The 19,557-nt window shown below is 43.6% G+C and carries 16 protein-coding genes; 7 read left to right on the forward strand and 9 right to left on the reverse strand.

The annotated features are described in order from the left end of the window. Nucleotides 1-52 precede the first annotated feature (52 nt). The 3 genes from NL646_RS07885 to clpS all read right to left on the reverse strand — a co-directional run bounded on the left by NL646_RS07885 (nt 53) and on the right by clpS (nt 3,865). Nucleotides 53-1,093, reverse strand: coding sequence for a serine hydrolase (locus NL646_RS07885; protein ID WP_069533522.1), 1,041 nt, complete (start codon nt 1,091-1,093; stop codon nt 53-55). 133 nt (nt 1,094-1,226) lie between these two features. Beyond that, nucleotides 1,227-3,497 carry an ATP-dependent Clp protease ATP-binding subunit ClpA gene (gene clpA, locus NL646_RS07890; protein ID WP_005495889.1) on the reverse strand — a complete coding sequence of 757 codons (2,271 nt, stop codon included), beginning with the start codon at nt 3,495-3,497 and terminating at the stop codon, nt 1,227-1,229. A gap of 47 nt (nt 3,498-3,544) precedes the next feature. After that, entirely contained in the window at nt 3,545-3,865 is a 321-nt protein-coding gene (clpS, locus tag NL646_RS07895; protein WP_005456259.1) for an ATP-dependent Clp protease adapter ClpS, read from the reverse strand. A 699-nt stretch (nt 3,866-4,564) separates the two neighbouring features. On the opposite strand from clpS, the gene cspD reads away from it, so the two are divergent. Further along, nucleotides 4,565-4,783 (forward strand): cold shock domain-containing protein CspD, encoded by a 219-nt coding sequence (gene cspD, locus NL646_RS07900; RefSeq protein ID WP_005456215.1) that lies wholly within the window; start codon nt 4,565-4,567, stop codon nt 4,781-4,783. 130 nt (nt 4,784-4,913) lie between these two features. On the opposite strand, the gene NL646_RS07905 is transcribed toward cspD, so the two are convergent. Beyond that, the gene (locus NL646_RS07905) at nt 4,914-7,139 is read right to left on the reverse strand and encodes an NADP-dependent isocitrate dehydrogenase (protein ID WP_029855917.1); all 2,226 of its coding nucleotides are present in this window, start codon (nt 7,137-7,139) and stop codon (nt 4,914-4,916) included. A 311-nt stretch (nt 7,140-7,450) separates the two neighbouring features. Between NL646_RS07905 and NL646_RS07910 the strand changes: the two genes are divergently transcribed. Continuing rightward, nucleotides 7,451-8,149 (forward strand): pseudouridine synthase, encoded by a 699-nt coding sequence (locus NL646_RS07910; protein WP_020840328.1) that lies wholly within the window; start codon nt 7,451-7,453, stop codon nt 8,147-8,149. Nucleotides 8,150-8,247: 98 nt separating this feature from the next. On the opposite strand, the gene NL646_RS07915 is transcribed toward NL646_RS07910, so the two are convergent. Both NL646_RS07915 and NL646_RS07920 read right to left on the reverse strand, forming a co-directional pair. Further along, nucleotides 8,248-8,901, reverse strand: coding sequence for a DUF2057 domain-containing protein (locus tag NL646_RS07915; RefSeq protein WP_025818114.1), 654 nt, complete (start codon nt 8,899-8,901; stop codon nt 8,248-8,250). A gap of 259 nt (nt 8,902-9,160) precedes the next feature. After that, nucleotides 9,161-10,144: a porin gene (locus tag NL646_RS07920; protein WP_021453112.1), complete on the reverse strand. Its 984-nt coding sequence runs from the start codon at nt 10,142-10,144 to the stop codon at nt 9,161-9,163. Nucleotides 10,145-10,658: 514 nt separating this feature from the next. On the opposite strand from NL646_RS07920, the gene dinG reads away from it, so the two are divergent. The 5 genes from dinG (at nt 10,659) to xthA (ending at nt 15,137) form a co-directional block, all read left to right on the forward strand. Next, complete coding sequence (dinG, locus tag NL646_RS07925) at nt 10,659-12,734, forward strand: ATP-dependent DNA helicase DinG (protein WP_021823168.1); 2,076 nt, start codon at nt 10,659-10,661, stop codon at nt 12,732-12,734. A gap of 14 nt (nt 12,735-12,748) precedes the next feature. After that, nucleotides 12,749-13,534, forward strand: a complete 786-nt coding sequence (locus NL646_RS07930; protein ID WP_005456200.1) for a TSUP family transporter — start codon at nt 12,749-12,751, stop codon at nt 13,532-13,534. After that, nucleotides 13,531-14,076 (forward strand): primosomal replication protein, encoded by a 546-nt coding sequence (locus tag NL646_RS07935; protein ID WP_031416462.1) that lies wholly within the window; start codon nt 13,531-13,533, stop codon nt 14,074-14,076. Before NL646_RS07930 ends, NL646_RS07935 begins: the two co-directional genes overlap by 4 nt. Continuing rightward, a complete protein-coding gene (gene rsmS, locus NL646_RS07940) occupies nt 14,076-14,240 on the forward strand; it encodes a pleiotropic regulatory protein RsmS (protein ID WP_005456217.1) in 165 nt (54 codons plus the stop codon). Before NL646_RS07935 ends, rsmS begins: the two co-directional genes overlap by 1 nt. 90 nt (nt 14,241-14,330) lie before the next feature. After that, the gene (gene xthA, locus NL646_RS07945; RefSeq protein WP_005481860.1) at nt 14,331-15,137 is read left to right on the forward strand and encodes an exodeoxyribonuclease III; all 807 of its coding nucleotides are present in this window, start codon (nt 14,331-14,333) and stop codon (nt 15,135-15,137) included. A 97-nt stretch (nt 15,138-15,234) separates the two neighbouring features. Here xthA and NL646_RS07950 read toward each other — a convergent pair whose 3' ends face one another. From NL646_RS07950 to NL646_RS07960, 3 genes are all read right to left on the reverse strand, one after another. Beyond that, a complete protein-coding gene (locus tag NL646_RS07950; protein ID WP_253664061.1) occupies nt 15,235-17,955 on the reverse strand; it encodes an ImpA family metalloprotease in 2,721 nt (906 codons plus the stop codon). A 146-nt stretch (nt 17,956-18,101) separates the two neighbouring features. Further along, entirely contained in the window at nt 18,102-18,779 is a 678-nt protein-coding gene (locus NL646_RS07955; RefSeq protein ID WP_005456275.1) for an ABC transporter permease, read from the reverse strand. A gap of 3 nt (nt 18,780-18,782) precedes the next feature. Further along, nucleotides 18,783-19,523, reverse strand: a complete 741-nt coding sequence (locus NL646_RS07960; protein ID WP_229615148.1) for an ABC transporter permease — start codon at nt 19,521-19,523, stop codon at nt 18,783-18,785. Nucleotides 19,524-19,557 lie beyond the last annotated feature (34 nt).

The raw sequence follows: 19,557 nt of genomic DNA on the forward strand, positions 1-19,557 counted from the left end.
GCAAATAAAAAACGGAGCATTTTTGCTCCGTTTTTTATTTGTAAACATTGAATTAAAGTAACGATGACAATTGCTGGATCAGAGTTAACACTGGTCGAGATCTTGTTTCGTAGTTCCCAGCAGTCGTGACAATCACTGCATTTTTGTTCGGAATGGCAACAATGTACTGCTCTCCTATCCCAACAGCCGCAACGCCATTCTCAACGTTAGAAACCTGCCAAAAATGTAACCCATACCCCATCTCATACGAATAGAACTTACTCTTTCTGAGTTCATTCAACCATTCTTCACCAACAATTTGCGTTCCGTTGTATTGTCCTTTGTTAAGCCACATCAAGCCAAACTTACCCATATCTCGAGATGTTAGACGTAAGCCCCAGTCTGCTCCTGCTTCGCCACTACCGATGTTTGGCAGCCACTGATACTCTTCAATATCTAAAGGGAAAAAAATCTTCTCTTTCATTACTTTCGTAAATGATTGCCCATATACTTTTTCAATCACTTTAGAAAGACCAACTGTAGAAAGACCGCTGTACGCGAACTTTGTTCCTGGATCAAAAGCTAATTGAGTGAAAAGAAACTGCTGTTTTAAGTCCTTCGCATTGTAATGACGAGAAAAAATGTTGCCTTGTCCATATGGTACGGACAATTCGTCCAATGCGTAGCCTGTGGACATATTTAGAACATCTCGTAATGTTATCGCTAGCTTCGCCTTTCTATCTGGCTCGGTATACTCTGGAAAGAAATCAAATATTGGCGTATCTAACCCTTCGATTTTGCCTTCATCAATAGCGATGAAAATCAGCGTAGCGACAAAGGATTTCGTGACAGAATGCACGTTATGCACAACCTCTTGCCCGACAGGCACATTTGGTGTTTGACGATTACCATCAAGCCCACCACCTTGACGATACAGCTCCAACGTTAACTGGTTATCTTGCCACACTAGTAAGCTATGCAGGTTTGCTGCTTGTCCTTGTTCTACTCGCTGAATGATAGGATCAAACTCTGGCTTACTCGCCTCAACAACTACGGCGTGTTTATCACACCCTACGAGTAGGATAAGCAACCACGCTATGATGAAAGTTTTCATGCTTTCCTCTTTATTCCTCAATATGCACAACCATGAATAAAACAGAAATAAAGAGATGAGTCTTCGTGCTAGACAGATATAAAAAAAGCGTGCGACCAATCGCACGCTTTTGATTTGAAATTGACGACAAACGTTAGTGCATTGCTGCTTCTTTCTCACTCAAATATTCAAATTCAAGCGCATCATTTACTAACGACACTTTCACCGTACCACCATCAACAAGTGATCCGAACAACAGTTCATTTGCCAATGGTTTCTTCAATTGCTCTTGGATTACACGGCCCATTGGACGTGCCCCCATCGCTTTGTCATAACCTTTATGTGCTAACCAATGGCGAGCATCTTGCGATACTTCCATGGATACTCCGCGAGCATCCAACTGGACTTGAAGCTCGACAATAAACTTATCAACCACTTGATGGATAACACTTTCATCTAGGCTATTAAACCAGATGATATTATCAAGACGGTTACGGAACTCCGGAGTGAACACCTTCTTAATTTCAGCCATGGCATCGTGACTATGATCTTGTTGGATTAAACCGATCGATTTCTTCTCAGTTTCAGCCACACCCGCGTTAGTGGTCATCACAAGGATCACGTTACGGAAGTCGGCCTTGCGACCATTGTTGTCCGTCAGCGTACCGTTATCCATCACTTGCAGTAACAAATTAAAGATATCTGGGTGCGCTTTCTCAATCTCATCCAACAAAACAACGGAATGAGGATGCTTAATAACGGCATCGGTTAACAAGCCACCTTGATCATAACCAACATAACCTGGAGGAGCACCAATTAAGCGGCTCACAGAGTGACGCTCACCATACTCAGACATATCAAAACGAAGCAGTTCAATACCAAGCAGTTTCGATAGCTGAACAGTTACTTCGGTTTTACCCACACCAGTAGGCCCTGCAAACAAGAACGAACCCACAGGCTTGTTATCTACACCCAAACCAGCACGAGACAGTTTGATAGCCTCCGAAAGCGCATCAATAGCGTTGTCTTGACCAAAGACTAGCATCTTCATTTTGCCATCAAGATTCTTCAATATGTCTTTGTCAGATGAAGACACCGACTTCTCTGGAATTCGAGCCATTTTTGCAACCATGGCTTCAATATCAGCCACGCCAACCGTCTTCTTACGACGACTTGCTGGAGCTAATCGACTACGAGCACCGGCTTCATCAATAACGTCAATCGCTTTGTCAGGTAGATGACGCTCGTTGATGTACTTCGCAGACAGCTCTACGGCTGCACGCAGTGCTTTGTTGGTGTAACGCACTTCGTGGTGAGCTTCGTACTTTGGTTTCAAGCCCATCAGGATCTTGGTTGTATCGTCCAGAGATGGTTCTACAACGTCGATTTTTTGGAAGCGACGAGATAGCGCACGCTCTTTCTCGAAAATATTGCTGTACTCTTGGTAGGTAGTTGAACCAATACAGCGCAACTTACCGCTACTTAGTAGAGGTTTAATCAAGTTTGCCGCATCGACTTGGCCACCAGACGCTGCACCAGCACCGATAATAGTATGGATCTCATCAATGAACAGGATGGCATCTTCTTCTTTTTCAAGCTGCTTCAAAATCGATTTGAAACGTTTCTCGAAATCACCACGATACTTAGTGCCTGCTAGCAGCGAACCGATATCAAGTGAGTAGATAACGCTATTTTGAATCACCTCAGGCACTTGGCCTTCAACAATTCTCCAAGCTAGGCCTTCTGCAATTGCCGTTTTACCCACACCAGCTTCACCAACGAGCAATGGGTTGTTCTTACGACGACGACATAGAACTTGGATCGTACGTTCTAGCTCTTTGTCACGGCCAATTAATGGATCAATATTACCGGCCTTCGCCACTTGGTTGAGGTTTGTTGCAAAGCTTTCTAAACGCTCATCGGAACCTGTTTCTTCGACACTATCCGAGCTAAACGAATCTGAAGAAGATGGATCTTCTCCGGCGCCAGAAGCTTTCGTAATACCGTGGGAGATAAAGTTGACAATATCTAAGCGAGAAATGTCGTTTTTCTTCAATAAATAAGCGGCGTGCGACTCTTGTTCGCTAAAGATTGCGACCAATACATTAGCACCCGTTACTTCGTTGCGACCAGACGACTGAACATGGAAAACCGCGCGTTGCAATACACGTTGAAAACTCAAAGTCGGCTGGGTTTCGCGCGTCTCATCACTTTCAGGGATAAGCGGCGTAGTTTGATCGATGAATATATCTAGCTCATTGCGCAAAGCATCGAGGTCTGCTTTGCAGGCTAAAAGGGCTTCCTTAGCTGCATCGTTTTCCAACAATGCAAGTAGGAGGTGTTCGACAGTCATAAACTCGTGACGTTTGTCTCTTGCACGAGCAAATGCACCGTTAAGGCTTGACTCTAGTTCTTTATTTAGCATAAGTACCTCCCGAAAAAACAACTTGGGTTGTTCGAGCAAGTCTTCTTCTACGCTTGCTCCATAGTACAAAGTAGCGGATGTTCATTTTCCCTTGCGTACATCGTAACTTGCGCTACTTTTGTTTCGGCAATTTCTGCGCTGTAAGTTCCACAGACTGCCTTTCCTTCATAGTGCACTTTGAGCATGATTTGTGTTGCTTTATCAATATCATGTGAAAAGAATCGCTCAAGTACCTCTATGACGAAATCCATAGGTGTATAGTCATCATTATTGAGTACAACGTTATACAGCTTAGGTGGCTGAACTTTTGTACTTTCTCGCTCCAGAAGATCAGAGTCCGGAGTGACCCATTCAAAATTTTTACTCATGGCAATTTAAAGATATCGTATCAAAGGGTTGATGTTTTCGACCTATAAAAACAATCTACCACAAGCATGCTGTGCGGTGTAGTGAGATGTGGCACCGATTTAGAACTTTGATAGATAAAAGTTGCTACCTAATATAGAGACTAATCCACGTCTCGCGGGCGCGCAAATAAAAGATGGTTATCGATAAGCCCTGAACTTTTACTCAAAAATCACTCTCTTTTCTCACTAACGAACAGAATCTGACCAACACTAATTTCTGTGTCAGATCACACTTCCTCACTGAGAAAATGTTATTTATCACGAAAACTTCATTTTTTATTCAATCCGATGATTTCACTATCATAAGCAACACCAACAGTATGGATTTTTCGTAACCCGTCGCTTTTTGGTCTAAATATCTAAACTTCGATGTACGTTCAAAAAACAGTTTGCAAAATTGTTAATCTCAAAAGTGATTTGTTTTCAATTATGTTTCCGTTTGTTGCTCGACACTATTGACTGTATGGATTCATTGACTACAGTGGAAAGTATTGATGCATAAATCCTCATTCTGGATCAGTTTGAATTTAAGCAACTTGGTGAATGTGATTCTGTATCAATGAGACGTTTGTTAGCGGTCGCTAACAGTAGTACCAAGTTAAAGGTATAACTTGGTTGTTGTAACAACATCAGTAAAAAATGCATGAGGGATGTATAAGCATGGCTACAGGTACAGTAAAGTGGTTTAACAATGCCAAAGGATTTGGGTTTATCTGTTCAGACGAAGAGGAAGGAGACATCTTTGCCCACTACTCAACTATCCAAATGGACGGTTATCGTACACTGAAAGCAGGCCAACAAGTCTCTTACGAGATTGAAAAAGGTCCAAAGGGTTGCCACGCAAGTAGCGTTGTGCCAATTGAAGCCCAAGCCAAGTAAATTGAGTGCTGTCGTAGAAACCATTGCTCTCACATAGCTTAAACCTTTGTGAAGAGAAAAATAAACCCGCCAATTAAGCGGGTTTCTTATTATCTGAAAAACACGCCGATCACGACGTGTCATCCGCAGATTACTTGTCGATGATTGCGTTAAACGTTTCGCTTGGACGCATCAATTTAGACACCAAAACATCGTCTAGTAAGTAGTAACCACCTAGCTCACCTTTCACGCCTTGAGCACTATTAAGTTCTGCAACAATCTTCTCTTCTTGTTCAGCAAGAGATTTTGCAATAGGTGCAAATTCAGTGGCTAAGTCTGCATCCACCGTTTGCTCTGCCAATGCTTTCGCCCAGTACAGTGCTAAGTAGAAGTGACTACCACGGTTATCCAACTCACCTACTTTACGTGATGGCGATTTATTTTTGTCTAGGAATTCACCCGTTGCTTTGTCTAGTGTATCGGCTAGAACTTGCGCTTTAGCATTGCCAGTTACTGAGCTTAAATGCTCTAGAGAAGCAGCTAATGCTAAGAACTCGCCTAGAGAATCCCAACGAAGGTGGTTTTCTTTCTCAACTTGTTGAACGTGTTTTGGAGCAGAACCACCAGCACCGGTTTCAAACAGGCCACCGCCGTTCATCAACGGAACGATTGAGAGCATTTTAGCGGATGTACCCAGTTCCAAAATTGGGAACAAGTCTGTTAGGTAGTCACGAAGTACGTTACCCGTTACAGAAATAGTATCTAGACCAGCTTTCATTCGCTCTAATGAGTATTTACATGCTTCTACTGGAGCAAGAATCTTAATTTCTAGGCCTGTCGTATCGTGATCTGGCAGGTATGCATTGACCTTTTTAATAAGCTCTGCATCGTGTGCGCGGTTTTCATCTAGCCAAAATACAGCTGGAACGCCTGTCGCACGTGCGCGAGTTACTGCAAGTTTCACCCAATCTTGAATTGGCGCGTCTTTTACCTGACACATACGGAAGATGTCACCCTCTTCTACCGCCTGTTCAAGCAGCACTGCGCCAGAAGCATCAACAACACGTACTGTACCTGCTGCATCTAGGATAAACGTCTTATCGTGAGAACCGTACTCTTCTGCTTTTTGAGCCATCAAACCCACGTTTGGTACGCTGCCCATTGTTGTCGGGTCAAATGCGCCGTGCTCTTTACAGAAATCGATAACTGCTTGGTAGATACCTGCATAGCAGCGATCTGGGATCATCGCTTTAGTATCTTTTTGCTTGCCGTCAGGACCCCACATTTGGCCAGAAGAACGCAACATTGCTGGCATAGATGCATCGACAATGATGTCGCTTGGGACATGCAGGTTCGTGATGCCACGATCCGAATCAACCATCGCAAGTTCAGGCTGAGTTTGGTAAACCGCCTGAATTGCCGCTTCAATCTCTTCTTTCTGTGCTGCTGGTAGTGACTCGATTTTCGAGTAAACATCACCAAGACCATTATTTACATCAACGCCAAGCTCTTCGAATAACTTACCGTATTTAGCAAAAACGTCTTTGTAGTAAACTTTTACAGCGTGACCGAAGATAACCGGGTCAGAAACCTTCATCATCGTCGCTTTCATGTGTAGAGAAAGCAGTACGTCTTGCTCTTTTGCATCTGCAATTTCTTTTTCGAAGAACTCAACCAATGCTTTTTTCTTCAGTACAGAGCTATCAATAACTTCTTTGTCTAACAGTGGGAAAGCAGATTTTAGCTCTTTTACAGAGCCATCTTCGCCAACAAACTCGATTTTTACTTCTGTTGCGCCAGAAATGGTTGTTGATTTCTCGCTACCAAAGAAATCGTCACCCGCCATGCTTGATACATGAGATTTAGAATCTGATGACCATGCGCCCATTGAGTGTGGGTTTTTCTTTGCATAGTTCTTAACAGAAAGTGGCGCACGACGGTCAGAGTTACCTTCACGAAGTACTGGGTTTACCGCACTGCCCTTAATCTTATCGTAAGCCGATTTAATCGCTTTTTCTTCGTAAGTACTTGGCTCTTCTGGGTAGTTTGGCAGGTCGTAACCTTTAGCTTGAAGCTCTTTGATTGCGGCTTTTAGTTGAGGAATAGAAGCCGAAATGTTTGGCAACTTGATGATATTTGCTTCTGGTGTTTGTGCGAGTTCGCCCAGCTCAGTTAACGCGTCGCCAATGCGTTGCTCTTCTTTTAAGTGCTCTGGGAAGTTAGCGATAATTCGACCCGCTAGTGAAATATCACGAGTATCTACGTTGATGCCAGACGATGCAGTAAACGATTGAATGATTGGTAGTAATGAATAAGTTGCTAGCGCCGGTGCTTCATCAGTGATGGTGTAGATAATGGTAGGTTTTTCTGTAGGCATGAAATTTCCCTATTTTTGAATCAACTTGTTGGCTGATCAACTCAGCGTCTGAGTTGGTGTAATTGACGCATTGCTACACGTTAGTAGTGTGTATCTCCTCGCTAACGCCACATGCGGTTTGCACTCTTTCTTGTAGTTTGAAGCTCTTGGCTCTGAATCCATGAGTGCACTGATATAATTAAACAAATAACACGAAATAGTCTATTATTCTGTGCGCATTTGTTAGTTTTAGGCGCGCAAATGATAGCCGATCTTAAGAAAACTTAAAACTTTCAAACACAGTTCATTTACATTTTTGCAGGGTAGTTAACATGTCATCTCGCACAGGTCATGAAAAAGGGCGTCGTACCAGCCAATCTAAAACAGGCCATTTTAAACGTTCCGGTAAACCAAACCGTGTAGAGGATCAAACCACAAGACGCCACCCTACTCGCACAGCCAAAGCCAATAAACCTCGAGTCGACCTGCAAAATAGAAAAGTCATTATTTTCAATAAGCCTTACGATACGCTGAGCCAATTTACCGATGGTGACGGCCGTAAAACATTGGCTGACTACATTCCAGTAAAAGACGTCTACGCAGCAGGTCGACTAGATAGAGACAGTGAAGGCCTAATGGTGTTAACCAATGATGGTATCCTACAAGCGAAGCTGACTCAGCCGAAATCAAAGTCGCCGAAAACGTATTGGGTACAGGTGGATGGAGCGCCACAAGAGCAAGATTTAGAGAAGTTGCGTAAAGGCGTTGAATTAAAAGATGGTATGACCTTACCCGCAAAAGTAGAAGTCATTGATGCTCCGACGATTTGGGAGAGAAACCCACCAGTTCGTTTTCGTGCAAATATTCCAACGACATGGCTAGCAATCACTATCGTTGAAGGTAGAAACCGCCAAGTAAGACGCATGACCGCTCATATCGGCTTCCCAACTTTACGCTTAGTACGCTATTCAATGGGCGACATTACCCTTGGAGACTTGCAGCCTGGCCAATGGAAAGAGATTCAGCTCTAGCCATCTTAAAACAACACATTCCTTAAAGTAGTCAACATCAAAAAACATAAAAGCAGGCCATTGCCTGCTTTTTATATTTTTATCGTCACCAATAACAATTATTGTTGAGAAACCCACTTCATGAATACCTGACGTTCTTCGTCAGTCATTTCTAGATAAGCAATTTTTGCTTTTGTCAGTGGCGAATTCACTCTGTGAGTCTCTTTAGCTGTACCCGTTGCCTGAAGCTCAGATAACTCGACTCGCTTGCCATTAGAAAAATAGACGCCGTTAAGTTCGTTGTACTCTGCCAATTGCTCATCAAGGTTTGAATATGGGAAAGCACCTTTTTTACCTGGCATCTTATATTGCGAGTAATCAATAGACTTATCATTGATGCTTACTTTCCAGTCCATTGTATCTTGTTCAAACAGCTTGTCTGCCTGACGCTTATCTCTAAAAGATGGCGCATCAATGTAAAGCTCGCCCGCCCCTGTATTAAAGCCAATAATATACGGAGCTGAGTAAACTTGAGTGCGCTTGTCACCACGCCCGATAGCTCTGTTTACCTTAATAACCACTTGGTTTGAGCCATCGATGAGAGTATACGGAGTACTCAATTCATCCGTACTAACGCCATTTACAAACAGAACTTGAACACCTTGTGCGGTACTTAAAGTTACTGATACATCAGTTTTATGTGTTGTGTCTGCGTTCGCTGTTGTACCAAACAGACCAAGAAAAAACGCTACAATCCAAGTTTTTAGTCTCATATCCGAATAACCTTAAAAATCGATTAATTACATCAAAAAGTTAAATCTCGCTTACCACTAATCACAGTTTGAGGAAATCATTAATGAAAAGCCAATCATTTCACCACAACTCGCTGTAGATAATTGGTAAGCGCACTCTTGCCTCGAAACTCTATACCCGCTTGACCTATGTTTAATAGTTACTGAGTGGTCTAGACGCTTTAATATGAAAAAGGCCGCAATAAATGCGACCTTTACTATATCTACTTAAGTTCTGTTATTAGAACGTGTAGTAAACACCAGCAACAACTAGGTCAGCTTCTTTCTTAGAAACGTTTTTCTCGTCGTTTTCGCTTGAAGTGTATTCAATGAACGTTAGAACGTTACCAGTTACAGCGTAGTCAGCACCAAACGTGTAGTAAGACTGGTCGTGGTCGCCTTCGTACTCAGTGAAACCGAATGAAGTGTAAACGCGCGCTTCGTTCATTTTGTAAGCAGCTACTGCAGACCAAGTATCTTGATCCGCTTTGTTTAGCTCTTCAGCAACGTAGTTTACTGCAGCAGAGAAGTTGTCCATGTTGAAACGAACAGCCGCACCCATTACTTGGTAATCAGTACCTGCAGCATCACGGTTCTCTTGATCTTGGTAAGAAGCACCAACTGTGAACATATCGTTGATTGCGTATTGCGCAGATAGACCGAATGCAGTATCGATTTTCTCGTCTTGATCTAGGTATGCATCAGCGATAACTGTTAGCTTGTCGAAGCTACCTTTAACTGAAACAGCGTGACCTGCACTTTCTTTTGATTTTACGAAATCATCAACGTAACCAAGACCTTCGTTAGTGTTGTCGATAGTGATTGCGTCTAGAGAGTCGCCGAAGTCACCAACTTCACCGAAAGCCACACCCCAGTTGTCACCGAAGTAAGCACCGAAGTAAAGATCGTCTGTACGTACACGAGCGTGATCAGAGCTGTTATCTTTATCGAAGAATTCACCGTTTTCTAGTTCAAATGAACCGAATACTTTTACGTCTTCGTTTAGTTTATGTTCTGCATCGATTTGGATTTTAGCCCAAAGGTCAACGTCTACGTCACGCTTAACTTTAGTTTTGCCGTCTTCTTTGCCTTCTACAGTACTAACGTAAGTATCAATCTCACCTTTAAGGTTGAAAGAAGTCGTACCGTTGTCGTAGATGTTGCCTGCTGCTAGTGCAGACGTAGAGATGCCTGCTACTGCAAGAGCTACTAGAGTCTTTTTCATAATTAATCCACTGCCTTTTCTTAGTTTGGGATATCCTTTCCGAATTCCCTTTTTTATATTTTTGAGGCCACTTGTTATCGATTCGTAACAATGCATGACCTACAAAATCTGGGCACTAGATTGCAAAAGATTATTCTGCCTGTCAAATTTTCTAAATATAAATATCAAAAAATAAAAATAACCAATAAAAACAATAGCTTAATTTGCTTTATTTAATTTATTCGATGAACATCTAAACTATCGGCTTGATTTTCCTCAATTTATCATCCTATTAATAATCAAAATTTAAATCTAAAAATAAACTTCAAAGCAAGAAAAACAGCATCAAAATCTAACAAATCTATATTTTTGAAGTTTTATATTTTTCATATAATGAAATTATTTGCATTGATATGGAGTTCAATATTTTTTTGTGAAGAAGATCTAGATTCCTTACAAAAGCATTCCGTTTTGTGAACTACTGTACAACTAGTGATGTGTGCTACTATTCGGCTCCAACGCATTTGAGGCCCGTATGCTGACCAGTAACATTCAAAAATCGATTCGCAATAGCTATCAAAATCTACAAGCCCAACTCGATAACTTTGTACCAAGACGAGCTCAAAACTATCTTGTCGCTGAAATCGCAAAGACGCTTTGTGGTCAATATCATAAGTCCAATCGAATACTGGTAGCAGAAGCAGGCACAGGGATCGGTAAGTCACTTTCTTATTTGATGGCCGCTATACCAGTTGCCGTGCATAACAACCGCAAAGTCGTTATCTCAACGGCAACCGTCGCGCTTCAAGAACAGCTAGTGAATAAAGACCTTCCTCTATTCCGTCGTATTACAGACCGAGAATTCTCTTTCATTCTTGCCAAAGGTAGGCAGCGCTACTGCTGCGCAGAAAAGCTCGCAACAGCCAGTGGTGTGGATGGCGGTCAACTAGCGATGTTTGAGACCAAGCCAAAGAAAAAAGACATTGAATTACTGGAAACCATGTATCGCTCACTCGCTCAAGGGAAATGGGATGGTGACCGCGACGCTTGGCCTAAACCCATAGACGACCGCATCTGGCAATTGATTGTCAGCGACAAACACAGCTGTAATAACAGTTTGCCAGGTCACAGAGGGTGCCCGTTTCAAAAGGCTCGCTCTGAGTTAGATAAAAATGACGTGATCATCGCGAATCACTCTCTCGTTATGGCTGATGCTGACTTAGGTGGTGGCGTAATCTTACCAGAGCCAGAAAATACGATTTATGTCTTTGACGAAGCTCACCACCTGCCTCACGTCGCCCGTGATCACGCTTCAGCATCCGCAAGTTTAAAAGGCGCAGCAGCGTGGCTAGAGAAGCTGAATCAGTCAATCAGTAAATTTTCATCACTGGCTGATGAGAAACGTGTCGCTCGATTCCGCAATGACTTGCAAGACTCCGTGCAAAACTTAATACCTGCGCTCACTCAGTTGACTAAGCAGTTCGATCCAGCTCAGTTTGAAGAAGGCATCTACCGCTTTGAACATGGCGAGCTGCCTACTTGGCTAGAAAACCAATCTAAAGAGCTAAAACAGTTCAGCAAGAAAGCAAACCAAAGCGTCGCGAAAATCGCCGATCTTATTGCAGAAAGAGTCAAAGATGGCGAACTCGCGGCAAGATTGGCCGAGCCTGCGCTCGCTGAACTAGGTTTCTATATTCAACGACTAGAGAACCTCGCTCAAGTTTGGCATTTAATGGCAGAGCCAACACGAGAAAAAGGAGCGCCTTTAGCGAGATGGCTAGAAACTCACCCCGATCGTGAAGGCGATTTTATTGTGAGCGTCTCCCCGCTTGAGATTGGATGGCAGCTAGACCAACAGATTTGGAGTCGTTGTATTGGTGCCGTATTAGTTTCAGCAACAATGCGAGCGTTGAACTCTTTCCACTATTTTTGCCATCAAGTAGGCATTGATGGCAAGCCAGAATCTGGGACTCAGTTTTTGGCACTCGCTTCGCCTTTTGATTATCAAAACCAAGCTGAGTTACTCATACCGGCAATGAAGTACGAACCATCGGCACCTCAGTTTACTGAATATCTTATTGAGATCTTGCCTAAGTACTTAGAAGACAAAAAGGCCAACTTGGTATTATTCTCCTCATACTGGCAGATGAACCAAGTCGCAGAAGCGCTGTCTTCAGAGTTCATAAAACGAGGCTGGGCTTTGCAAGTACAAGGCGAAAGTTCTCGTCAAGAAATTCTAAAAAAACATAAAAAGCTTGTAGAAACAAACAAAACCAGCGTTCTCTTTGGTACAGGAAGCTTTTCGGAAGGACTCGATTTGCCAGGAGAGTTACTGGAAAACTTAGTGATCACCAAAATTCCATTTGGTGTTCCTACCTCTCCAGTAGAACAAGCGCATTCAGAATACATAGAAAAGAAAGGCGGCAACCCGTTTATGCAAATCACTGTACCTGATGCGAGCAAAAAGCTGATCCAGAGCGTGGGCCGCCTACTGCGTAAAGAACGAGATTCTGGTAGAGTGACCATTCTGGATCGACGCCTCGTAACCAAACGCTACGGGCAAGCACTTATCGACTCACTGCCGCCATTTAAACGAAAAATAGAATATTAGAAGAATAAGAATTTATGGAAATGATAGAGCCGACAATGCTGTTGGTGTTGGCGCTAGTCGCTTTTGTTGCTGGATTTATTGACGCAGTCGCAGGTGGTGGAGGGATGCTAACCGTCCCTGCTTTGCTGTCTTTGGGGCTTCCTCCTCACATTGCTTTGGGGACGAACAAGTTGGCTGCTACCTTTGCATCGTCAACTGCCGCATTCACTTACTACAAAAAACGCTTGTTCAAACCTCAGTGTTGGGGGCGCGCGTTTGCAGCAACGCTTGTCGGCGCAACATTGGGCACGCTCTTTGTCGATGCCATCAGTACGGATTGGCTAGAAAAAGTCTTGCCTCTTATTATATTAGCCGCTGCGCTGTATACCGTATTCCACAAAACGCCACATTCCCCTCATCAAAGCCCAATACCAGAGCCTTGCCCAAAGCTGCATAAAAAACAGTACCTGCAAGGTTTGTCGATTGGTTTTTACGATGGATTAGCCGGTCCAGGAACTGGCGCGTTTTGGACTGTAAGTTCTATGGCGCTGTACCGTCTCAATATATTGCTCGCCTCTGGTTTAGCCAAAGCAATGAACTTCACCAGTAATTTTACCTCACTTATTACTTTCGCTATTTTAGGTCATATTAACTGGGTGCTAGGCTTAACAATGGGTGTGTGTTTAATGGCTGGGGCATTTGTTGGTGCGCATTCTGCAATTCGATTCGGCTCTAAGTTCATTCGTCCCGTTTTTGTCACGGTCGTGAGCGTATTGGCGATTAAGCTGGCTTATGACGCTTGGTTTGTAGGTTTATCATGAACATCGAACAACTTTCGCAAAGTTTAGAACACATGGCGAATCAAGCCGCGACATTGGATCGCCAACGAGGAGAGCATCACGTTCCGTTGTTTGATGAACGTTTATTTAGCTGCCGTTCTCGCTTACTGACCCCTTGCGTAAAAGAAGCGAAATCGACACTGGACGCAATTATCCGAGAGCAAAACGAAAATAAGCTCACCGCTTTGCGAGCGGAGTACCTCACCGAACGACTCGTAGCGCAAATTGGCGCAATTCAGCGAGAGATTTCTACCACTAAAATTCGTAAGAATGAAATCAAACATAGCAGCCACTTTCGCAAACCAATTAACGTGCTTTATCAAGAGCTCGCGCAACACCAAGAATGGGCAAGACGCTTGCGAGAAATGGTGTTAGAAAAGGAACGCGCAGTGGAAAATGCACCTAGTTTCACGCGAGCTGAAGCTCAGAAAGTATTGCTGGCGACAGAGCAACGTTTAGCTCGTTGCGAGGCAGCGCTTCTTAAACTAGAAAATCAAATTACACATAGGGAAAAGCACCAATAATGGCAGACCAACCAACCTCTCCTCTTGATGATGCACCAGAAGAGATCAAGCTGGCCGTTGATTTGATCTACTTGCTTGAAACCAACGAGATTGATCCAGAAGTTGCGATTAAAGCATTGAAGATCGTACAAACAGATTTAGAAAACAAATTGAAAGCGCAGTAAAACGCGCTTTTTTCTTTTGTTGAGATTCATTTTCACTACGCTTTCAGAATGATACCATTCTAGAAAAATACGCCCTCAAAAGGATAAATAATGAAAGTAATCAGCTTTAACATCAATGGACTACGTGCTCGACTGCACCAACTCCAAGCGCTAATCGATAAACACCAGCCTGACGTTATTGGTCTTCAAGAGATTAAGGTGCATGATGAAGCGTTCCCGATTGAAGATGTCGAAGCCATGGGTTACAAAGTGTATTTTCATGGCCAGAAGGCGCATTACGGCGTAGCGATGCTTTGTAAGCAAGAGCCAATCCGCGTACAAAAAGGTTTTCCAACGGATAACGAAGAACACCAAAAGCGCATGATCATGGCGACGTTTGAAAACGAAAATGGTGAAAAAGTAACGGTGCTTAATGGCTACTTCCCTCAAGGGGACAACATTAACCACGAAACGAAATTCCCATACAAGCGCCAGTTCTACAAAGATCTAATGACGTATCTAAACGATCATCACAGCAACGATGAACAGTTGATTGTTATGGGTGATATCAACATCAGCCCTATCGATTCAGATATCGGTATCGGAGAACCGAACCGTAAGCGTTGGTTGAAAACGGGTAAATGCTCTTTCCAACCAGAAGAACGTGAATGGCTGAAAACGTTGTTAGATTGGGGCTTTGAAGATACTTTCCGTAAGCTTTACCCAGAAGTGAACGATCGCTTCTCGTGGTTTGACTACCGATCTCGCGGCTTTGATGACAACCGAGGCCTACGAATTGATGTGATTTTGGCGACTCCTTCTCTCGCGCAAAAATGTATTGAGTCGGGTATCGATTATGAATTACGCGGTATTGAAAAGCCTTCAGACCACGCGCCAATCTGGTCGACATTCAAGTAATACATTGTAAAGCAATAACCGTGACTCAACGCTAAGGTAAATCTAGTAAAAAGGGAGACTCAGTCTCCCTTTTTCATGCACGTTATTTTCTACTCAGCTAGTTCAGCGGCCAAACCGTTTGACCATCAATACTTACTGGCGTTTGAGCGAATTCGTTCAGACAGTAGCCAGTATTGCTACTTGCAAAGTAAGTGAGAGGCATCGGCGTCAGATTCAACGCAACAACTTGTTGCTTCGCTTTTTCTGAGAACGAGAATCCCCACATGTCGAGATAGTTAGTCATATCTCGCTGAGCCACGTAACTTAGGGCAATGAGCAACCAGTCATTGTTTGAGATGCTGTTCGCTTCATCTTTGGTATACATCGAGAAGCCAATGTTTGATTGTTTCGCATTCCACAGTGCCTCATCTGCTTTCAAACGATTAAACTCACGCTCAATAAGATGAAGTCGCGCCAGTAAATGCCAACCATTTTTAAGCACACCTTCGTGCTGAGTTGCCATCATCATTTGAATGTAAACGCGAGCACCCCAGCTCCAACCCGTTTGGTTTTGCTCCGCCATATAAGCATTTGGATCGCTTTGTGTTCGACTGGTTTGCAACAGTTCAAACTGACCTTTGAAATCCAAGCTTTGGCAGGTTGATTCCTTACCCGTATTTTGGAAGAAACGAGACTTGCTGTAGTAGGAGTAGTAGTTGGTCGTCGAATGCCCTTCCCAACCAGCGAATCGGAATCGTCCTTTCTCTAAACCGTGGCCTAGCTCATGCAAATCACCGTGACCTAAAGGACTGAAGGCCCAATAAGCATCGTACGGGTTACCAGAGCAGCCATAGCCACAAGTGGCTTGGTCAGCATTCATGTGCTTAACCATATCAATATTGGCAATTTCCCAGCCTTGGTTTTGAGCGTATTGAATAATTTCAGGTACTTCGTCTATACCCGGCCCTTGGAAACCAGCCAGAACATGCGGGTAGTTATGAACATATTCTTCCGTTGCAAGCGCCATTTCCGCAGGGGTAGACCACATTTCATCGTTGACCGACTCTAACATCTTGTCACGCTTTGAGTGCACTTCAAACCCAGGGGTGATCAGCTCGGCCCAATCAAACAAATTGGCTTCTAGCTGCTGAATAAAGGTGTCGTTGTCCTTCTCACTTCTCCATACAGGATGCTGTGCCACATGGTTAAATCTCAGTTCAACCGGAATATCATTTTTGTCAAAGTGAACCTGTACTGGGCCGCCATAAGGAGAAGTCAGCGTGATGGTTTCACCCGCTTTGACTTCGTAAGCAAATGAAGTCAGCAGTTTAGGTCGAGTATAACCGTCTTTACTGAACTCATGAGTCGCACCACTTCTTAAGCTATTGATGACAATTTTTGTGGTCACATCATTGTTGTCTTTACGCGTTACCGTGAAAGTCTCACCTGGCAGCGCATACACTCCTGCCGAACGGAAGTTGTGTTTAGACTCCATATTCACCGTAGTATCAATTCTCTTTACATCGGCCCCAAATTCACTGCGGCTGAAGTTTCCCATATTTGGTTGTTTTGGGTTGATGCGACGACTGTTGTATTGAACGTAGTCCGCGAAATACGATTTCAAAAATTCAGTCGTCCCCGTAGACTGCTTATCCATTGGAAAGGAGGCCGTTTGACGATAATGATCCGCCAATAACACCATCAGCTTTTCGTATTGATAACCATCTTGTTCAAACAACGAGATTTTTTGCTCATCAAGTGATTTCAGCCATTGGCGAATGCTGTTGGCAGCGTCGTAAAACTGACTGTCCATGTTCGCTACTTCTGGGCATGATTTATCATCACATTGGGACAAATCAACATTGAAGTTTTGAGTTTCGAAACGGGATAACAACGCTTGTTGCGTGATGACAGAATCTGGCACAAAGTTCATCAGTGATGAAGGTGCCCAATCGACCAAACCTAACTTACGCCAATAGTTGTCCCCCACGTAGTCAACATGGAATTTTGCCAAAATGTCTCGGCCAAGATCGGTCAGCCCACCGTCCCAATGCAGATATAGAACTGGAATTTTAGCTTGCTCGGCATAAGCCAGCGCATCTATTACCTGTTGGTTGGTATCTCCTGACAGCAAATGTTGTGACAGAATCAACAGGTTTGGCTTATCGGCTTTCAAGCAGCTAAGTAATTTTGAACCGTCGCACAGGTTAGCTTCATTAAATGTCAGGGCTGGTGAAATATTGTTGTTTAACCAACTGCGCGTCGCTTGCTCATCAGGAAAGTAATAAGACTGATCCATTTGCGCGATGACGACGTTTAAAGTAGCTCCACCTGACAACCAAGTAACGAGGTTTTTTAACCATTGAGTCATTGCCGCATTAGAAGAATCAGGAAAACGTTGTGCGGTTCGAAATGGGTTACTGCCTAAAACAGCATAACGCTGGCCATTAGTTTGCTCACCAGCAATACCAATCGACAACGCTTGGTCTTTGTAACCACTCGCCATCGCTTTATTGGTCATCAAGATGGTGTCGTTGAATCCATAGGTAGGAGCAAAAATCGCGGCATCATGCGTCGGATCCCAGTAAAGACCCGAAAGATTTTTTGCTATCGCAGATTTGATCGCATTCGACTGTTTCTTGTGCGCCTCAACAACTTGACGGCTTTCACGAATGAAGTCATTTGGGTCAGAAACTAACAGTGCATTGCCCGTTTCTAGCGCTTGTTGAACAGGAACTGGAGTTGGTGTGACTTGACTGTTTGATTGTGACTTGCTCTCTCCACCACCGCATCCGGTGGCAACAGCGGCAAGACCCAACGATATAATTGTTTTTTTCATATTTCACTTATTAAACAAGGGTTTTGCCGAAGTGTAATGTAAGCGAACAAGGGAGCGAAATAGTCTTGTTGATAAATCAGAAAAGTATGAATGAAGGTATCAAAAATAGAATGGTACCCGTAGGTACCATTACTTAAATACATGATTTAGCTCAGAGGACGCAGGTACGCTAAGAAACGTTTTTCCGCGCGTTTAAAGCACCAAAGAATGATAAACGTGAGCGACATATAGAAAAGTCCAGCCGTCAAGAACGACTCAAATGGTGCGTAATAACGAGAGTTAACTAAGCGCGCTGCACCAGTTAAGTCCACGATGGTTACGATCCCTGCAACCGCACTGCCGTGAAGCATGAAGATCACTTCATTAGAATAAGCAGGTAGTGCTCGGCGTAACGCACTTGGCAAGATGATGCGTTTGTAAGTCATAAATTTACTCATGCCATACGCTTTCGCGGCTTCCACTTCGCCTTTCGGCAAACCGTTAATCGCACCACGAATGATCTCTGCCGTATACGCTGATGTGTTTAGTACAAACGCAACCAGAGCACAAAACCACGCGTGTTCCCATAAGGTATCTTTCACTGGGAAAAACTGATCCATGCCATAGTAAATCAGATACAACTGAACAAGCAGTGGCGTTCCTCGGAAAAAGTAAATGAATCCCCAAGAAGGAAGGCTCAAAGCGTAGTTGGTACTGTTTCTCGCAATGGCGAGTGGAACGGAGACGCACAAGCCAATCACCAATGAAATGCCCACCAGCCAAACGGTCGTCCAAAGCCCTTGAAAGTAAACAGGGAAACTTTCAATAATCAACGAAAAATCCATTACTTACCTCGCATGAATACTGAATTTGCGTTCAACGAGTTTTAACAACCCCGTCGAAATACTGGTGAAGAAAAGGAAAATCAGCGCAACGGCCATGTAGAACGTGAACGGCATTTTTGTTGTACCAGCCGCCAGAGAGCTCATTCTCACCATATCTTCAAGCCCGATGATGGAGACAAGCGCGGTGGTTTTTAACAATACCAGCCAGTTGTTACCAAATCCCGGTAGTGCATGGCGAATCATCTGAGGAAGAAGGATTCTTCTGAACGACAACACTGGGCTCATGCCATAAGCTTTTGCTGCTTCCAACTCACCTTTATCGACGGCCATGATCGCACCACGGAAAGTTTCCGCCATGTAAGCTCCAAAGATAAAACCAATTGTCAGCACACCTGCAATAAACGGGCTCACATCAATGTAGTCAGGTAAGTAAGAAGTCCACTCATGATTTGCGTCACTAGATGCAAACCATTCATTGAGCGTTTCGTTGATGGAATAGAGGCTATTGTTTAAAAGTATTTGCCCACCAAAGAAAATCAACATCATCAGAACTAAGTCTGGAATGCCGCGAATAATGGTGGTGTAAAGTGTGGCAATTGCTCTTGCCCATTTGTAGGGAGCGAGCTTAGCAAGCGCGCCAAGCATTCCCAATATCACCGCAAGCAGTAGTGACAGAACTGCTACTTCGATGGTTACCAAAGCCCCTTTAAAAATGGAGGCTTCATATCCTTGTAAATCCAGCATAGGTGAGTTCCTAATCCCTAAACTCAAAAAATCG

The sequence above is a fragment of the Vibrio sp. Y20_XG_PY13 genome (genome assembly GCF_024181925.1).
GTDB classification, from domain to species: Bacteria; Pseudomonadota; Gammaproteobacteria; order Enterobacterales; family Vibrionaceae; genus Vibrio; species Vibrio parahaemolyticus.

Coding starts and splice junctions, on each gene's coding strand:
- NL646_RS07885 (WP_069533522.1), bottom strand. CDS start 1,093: ATGAAAACTTTCATCATAGCGTGGTTGCTTATCCTACTCGTAGGGTGT.
- clpA (WP_005495889.1), bottom strand. CDS start 3,497: ATGCTAAATAAAGAACTAGAGTCAAGCCTTAACGGTGCATTTGCTCGT.
- clpS (WP_005456259.1), bottom strand. CDS start 3,865: ATGAGTAAAAATTTTGAATGGGTCACTCCGGACTCTGATCTTCTGGAG.
- cspD (WP_005456215.1), top strand. CDS start 4,565: ATGGCTACAGGTACAGTAAAGTGGTTTAACAATGCCAAAGGATTTGGG.
- NL646_RS07905 (WP_029855917.1), bottom strand. CDS start 7,139: ATGCCTACAGAAAAACCTACCATTATCTACACCATCACTGATGAAGCA.
- NL646_RS07910 (WP_020840328.1), top strand. CDS start 7,451: ATGTCATCTCGCACAGGTCATGAAAAAGGGCGTCGTACCAGCCAATCT.
- NL646_RS07915 (WP_025818114.1), bottom strand. CDS start 8,901: ATGAGACTAAAAACTTGGATTGTAGCGTTTTTTCTTGGTCTGTTTGGT.
- NL646_RS07920 (WP_021453112.1), bottom strand. CDS start 10,144: ATGAAAAAGACTCTAGTAGCTCTTGCAGTAGCAGGCATCTCTACGTCT.
- dinG (WP_021823168.1), top strand. CDS start 10,659: ATGCTGACCAGTAACATTCAAAAATCGATTCGCAATAGCTATCAAAAT.
- NL646_RS07930 (WP_005456200.1), top strand. CDS start 12,749: ATGGAAATGATAGAGCCGACAATGCTGTTGGTGTTGGCGCTAGTCGCT.
- NL646_RS07935 (WP_031416462.1), top strand. CDS start 13,531: ATGAACATCGAACAACTTTCGCAAAGTTTAGAACACATGGCGAATCAA.
- rsmS (WP_005456217.1), top strand. CDS start 14,076: ATGGCAGACCAACCAACCTCTCCTCTTGATGATGCACCAGAAGAGATC.
- xthA (WP_005481860.1), top strand. CDS start 14,331: ATGAAAGTAATCAGCTTTAACATCAATGGACTACGTGCTCGACTGCAC.
- NL646_RS07950 (WP_253664061.1), bottom strand. CDS start 17,955: ATGAAAAAAACAATTATATCGTTGGGTCTTGCCGCTGTTGCCACCGGA.
- NL646_RS07955 (WP_005456275.1), bottom strand. CDS start 18,779: ATGGATTTTTCGTTGATTATTGAAAGTTTCCCTGTTTACTTTCAAGGG.
- NL646_RS07960 (WP_229615148.1), bottom strand. CDS start 19,523: ATGCTGGATTTACAAGGATATGAAGCCTCCATTTTTAAAGGGGCTTTG.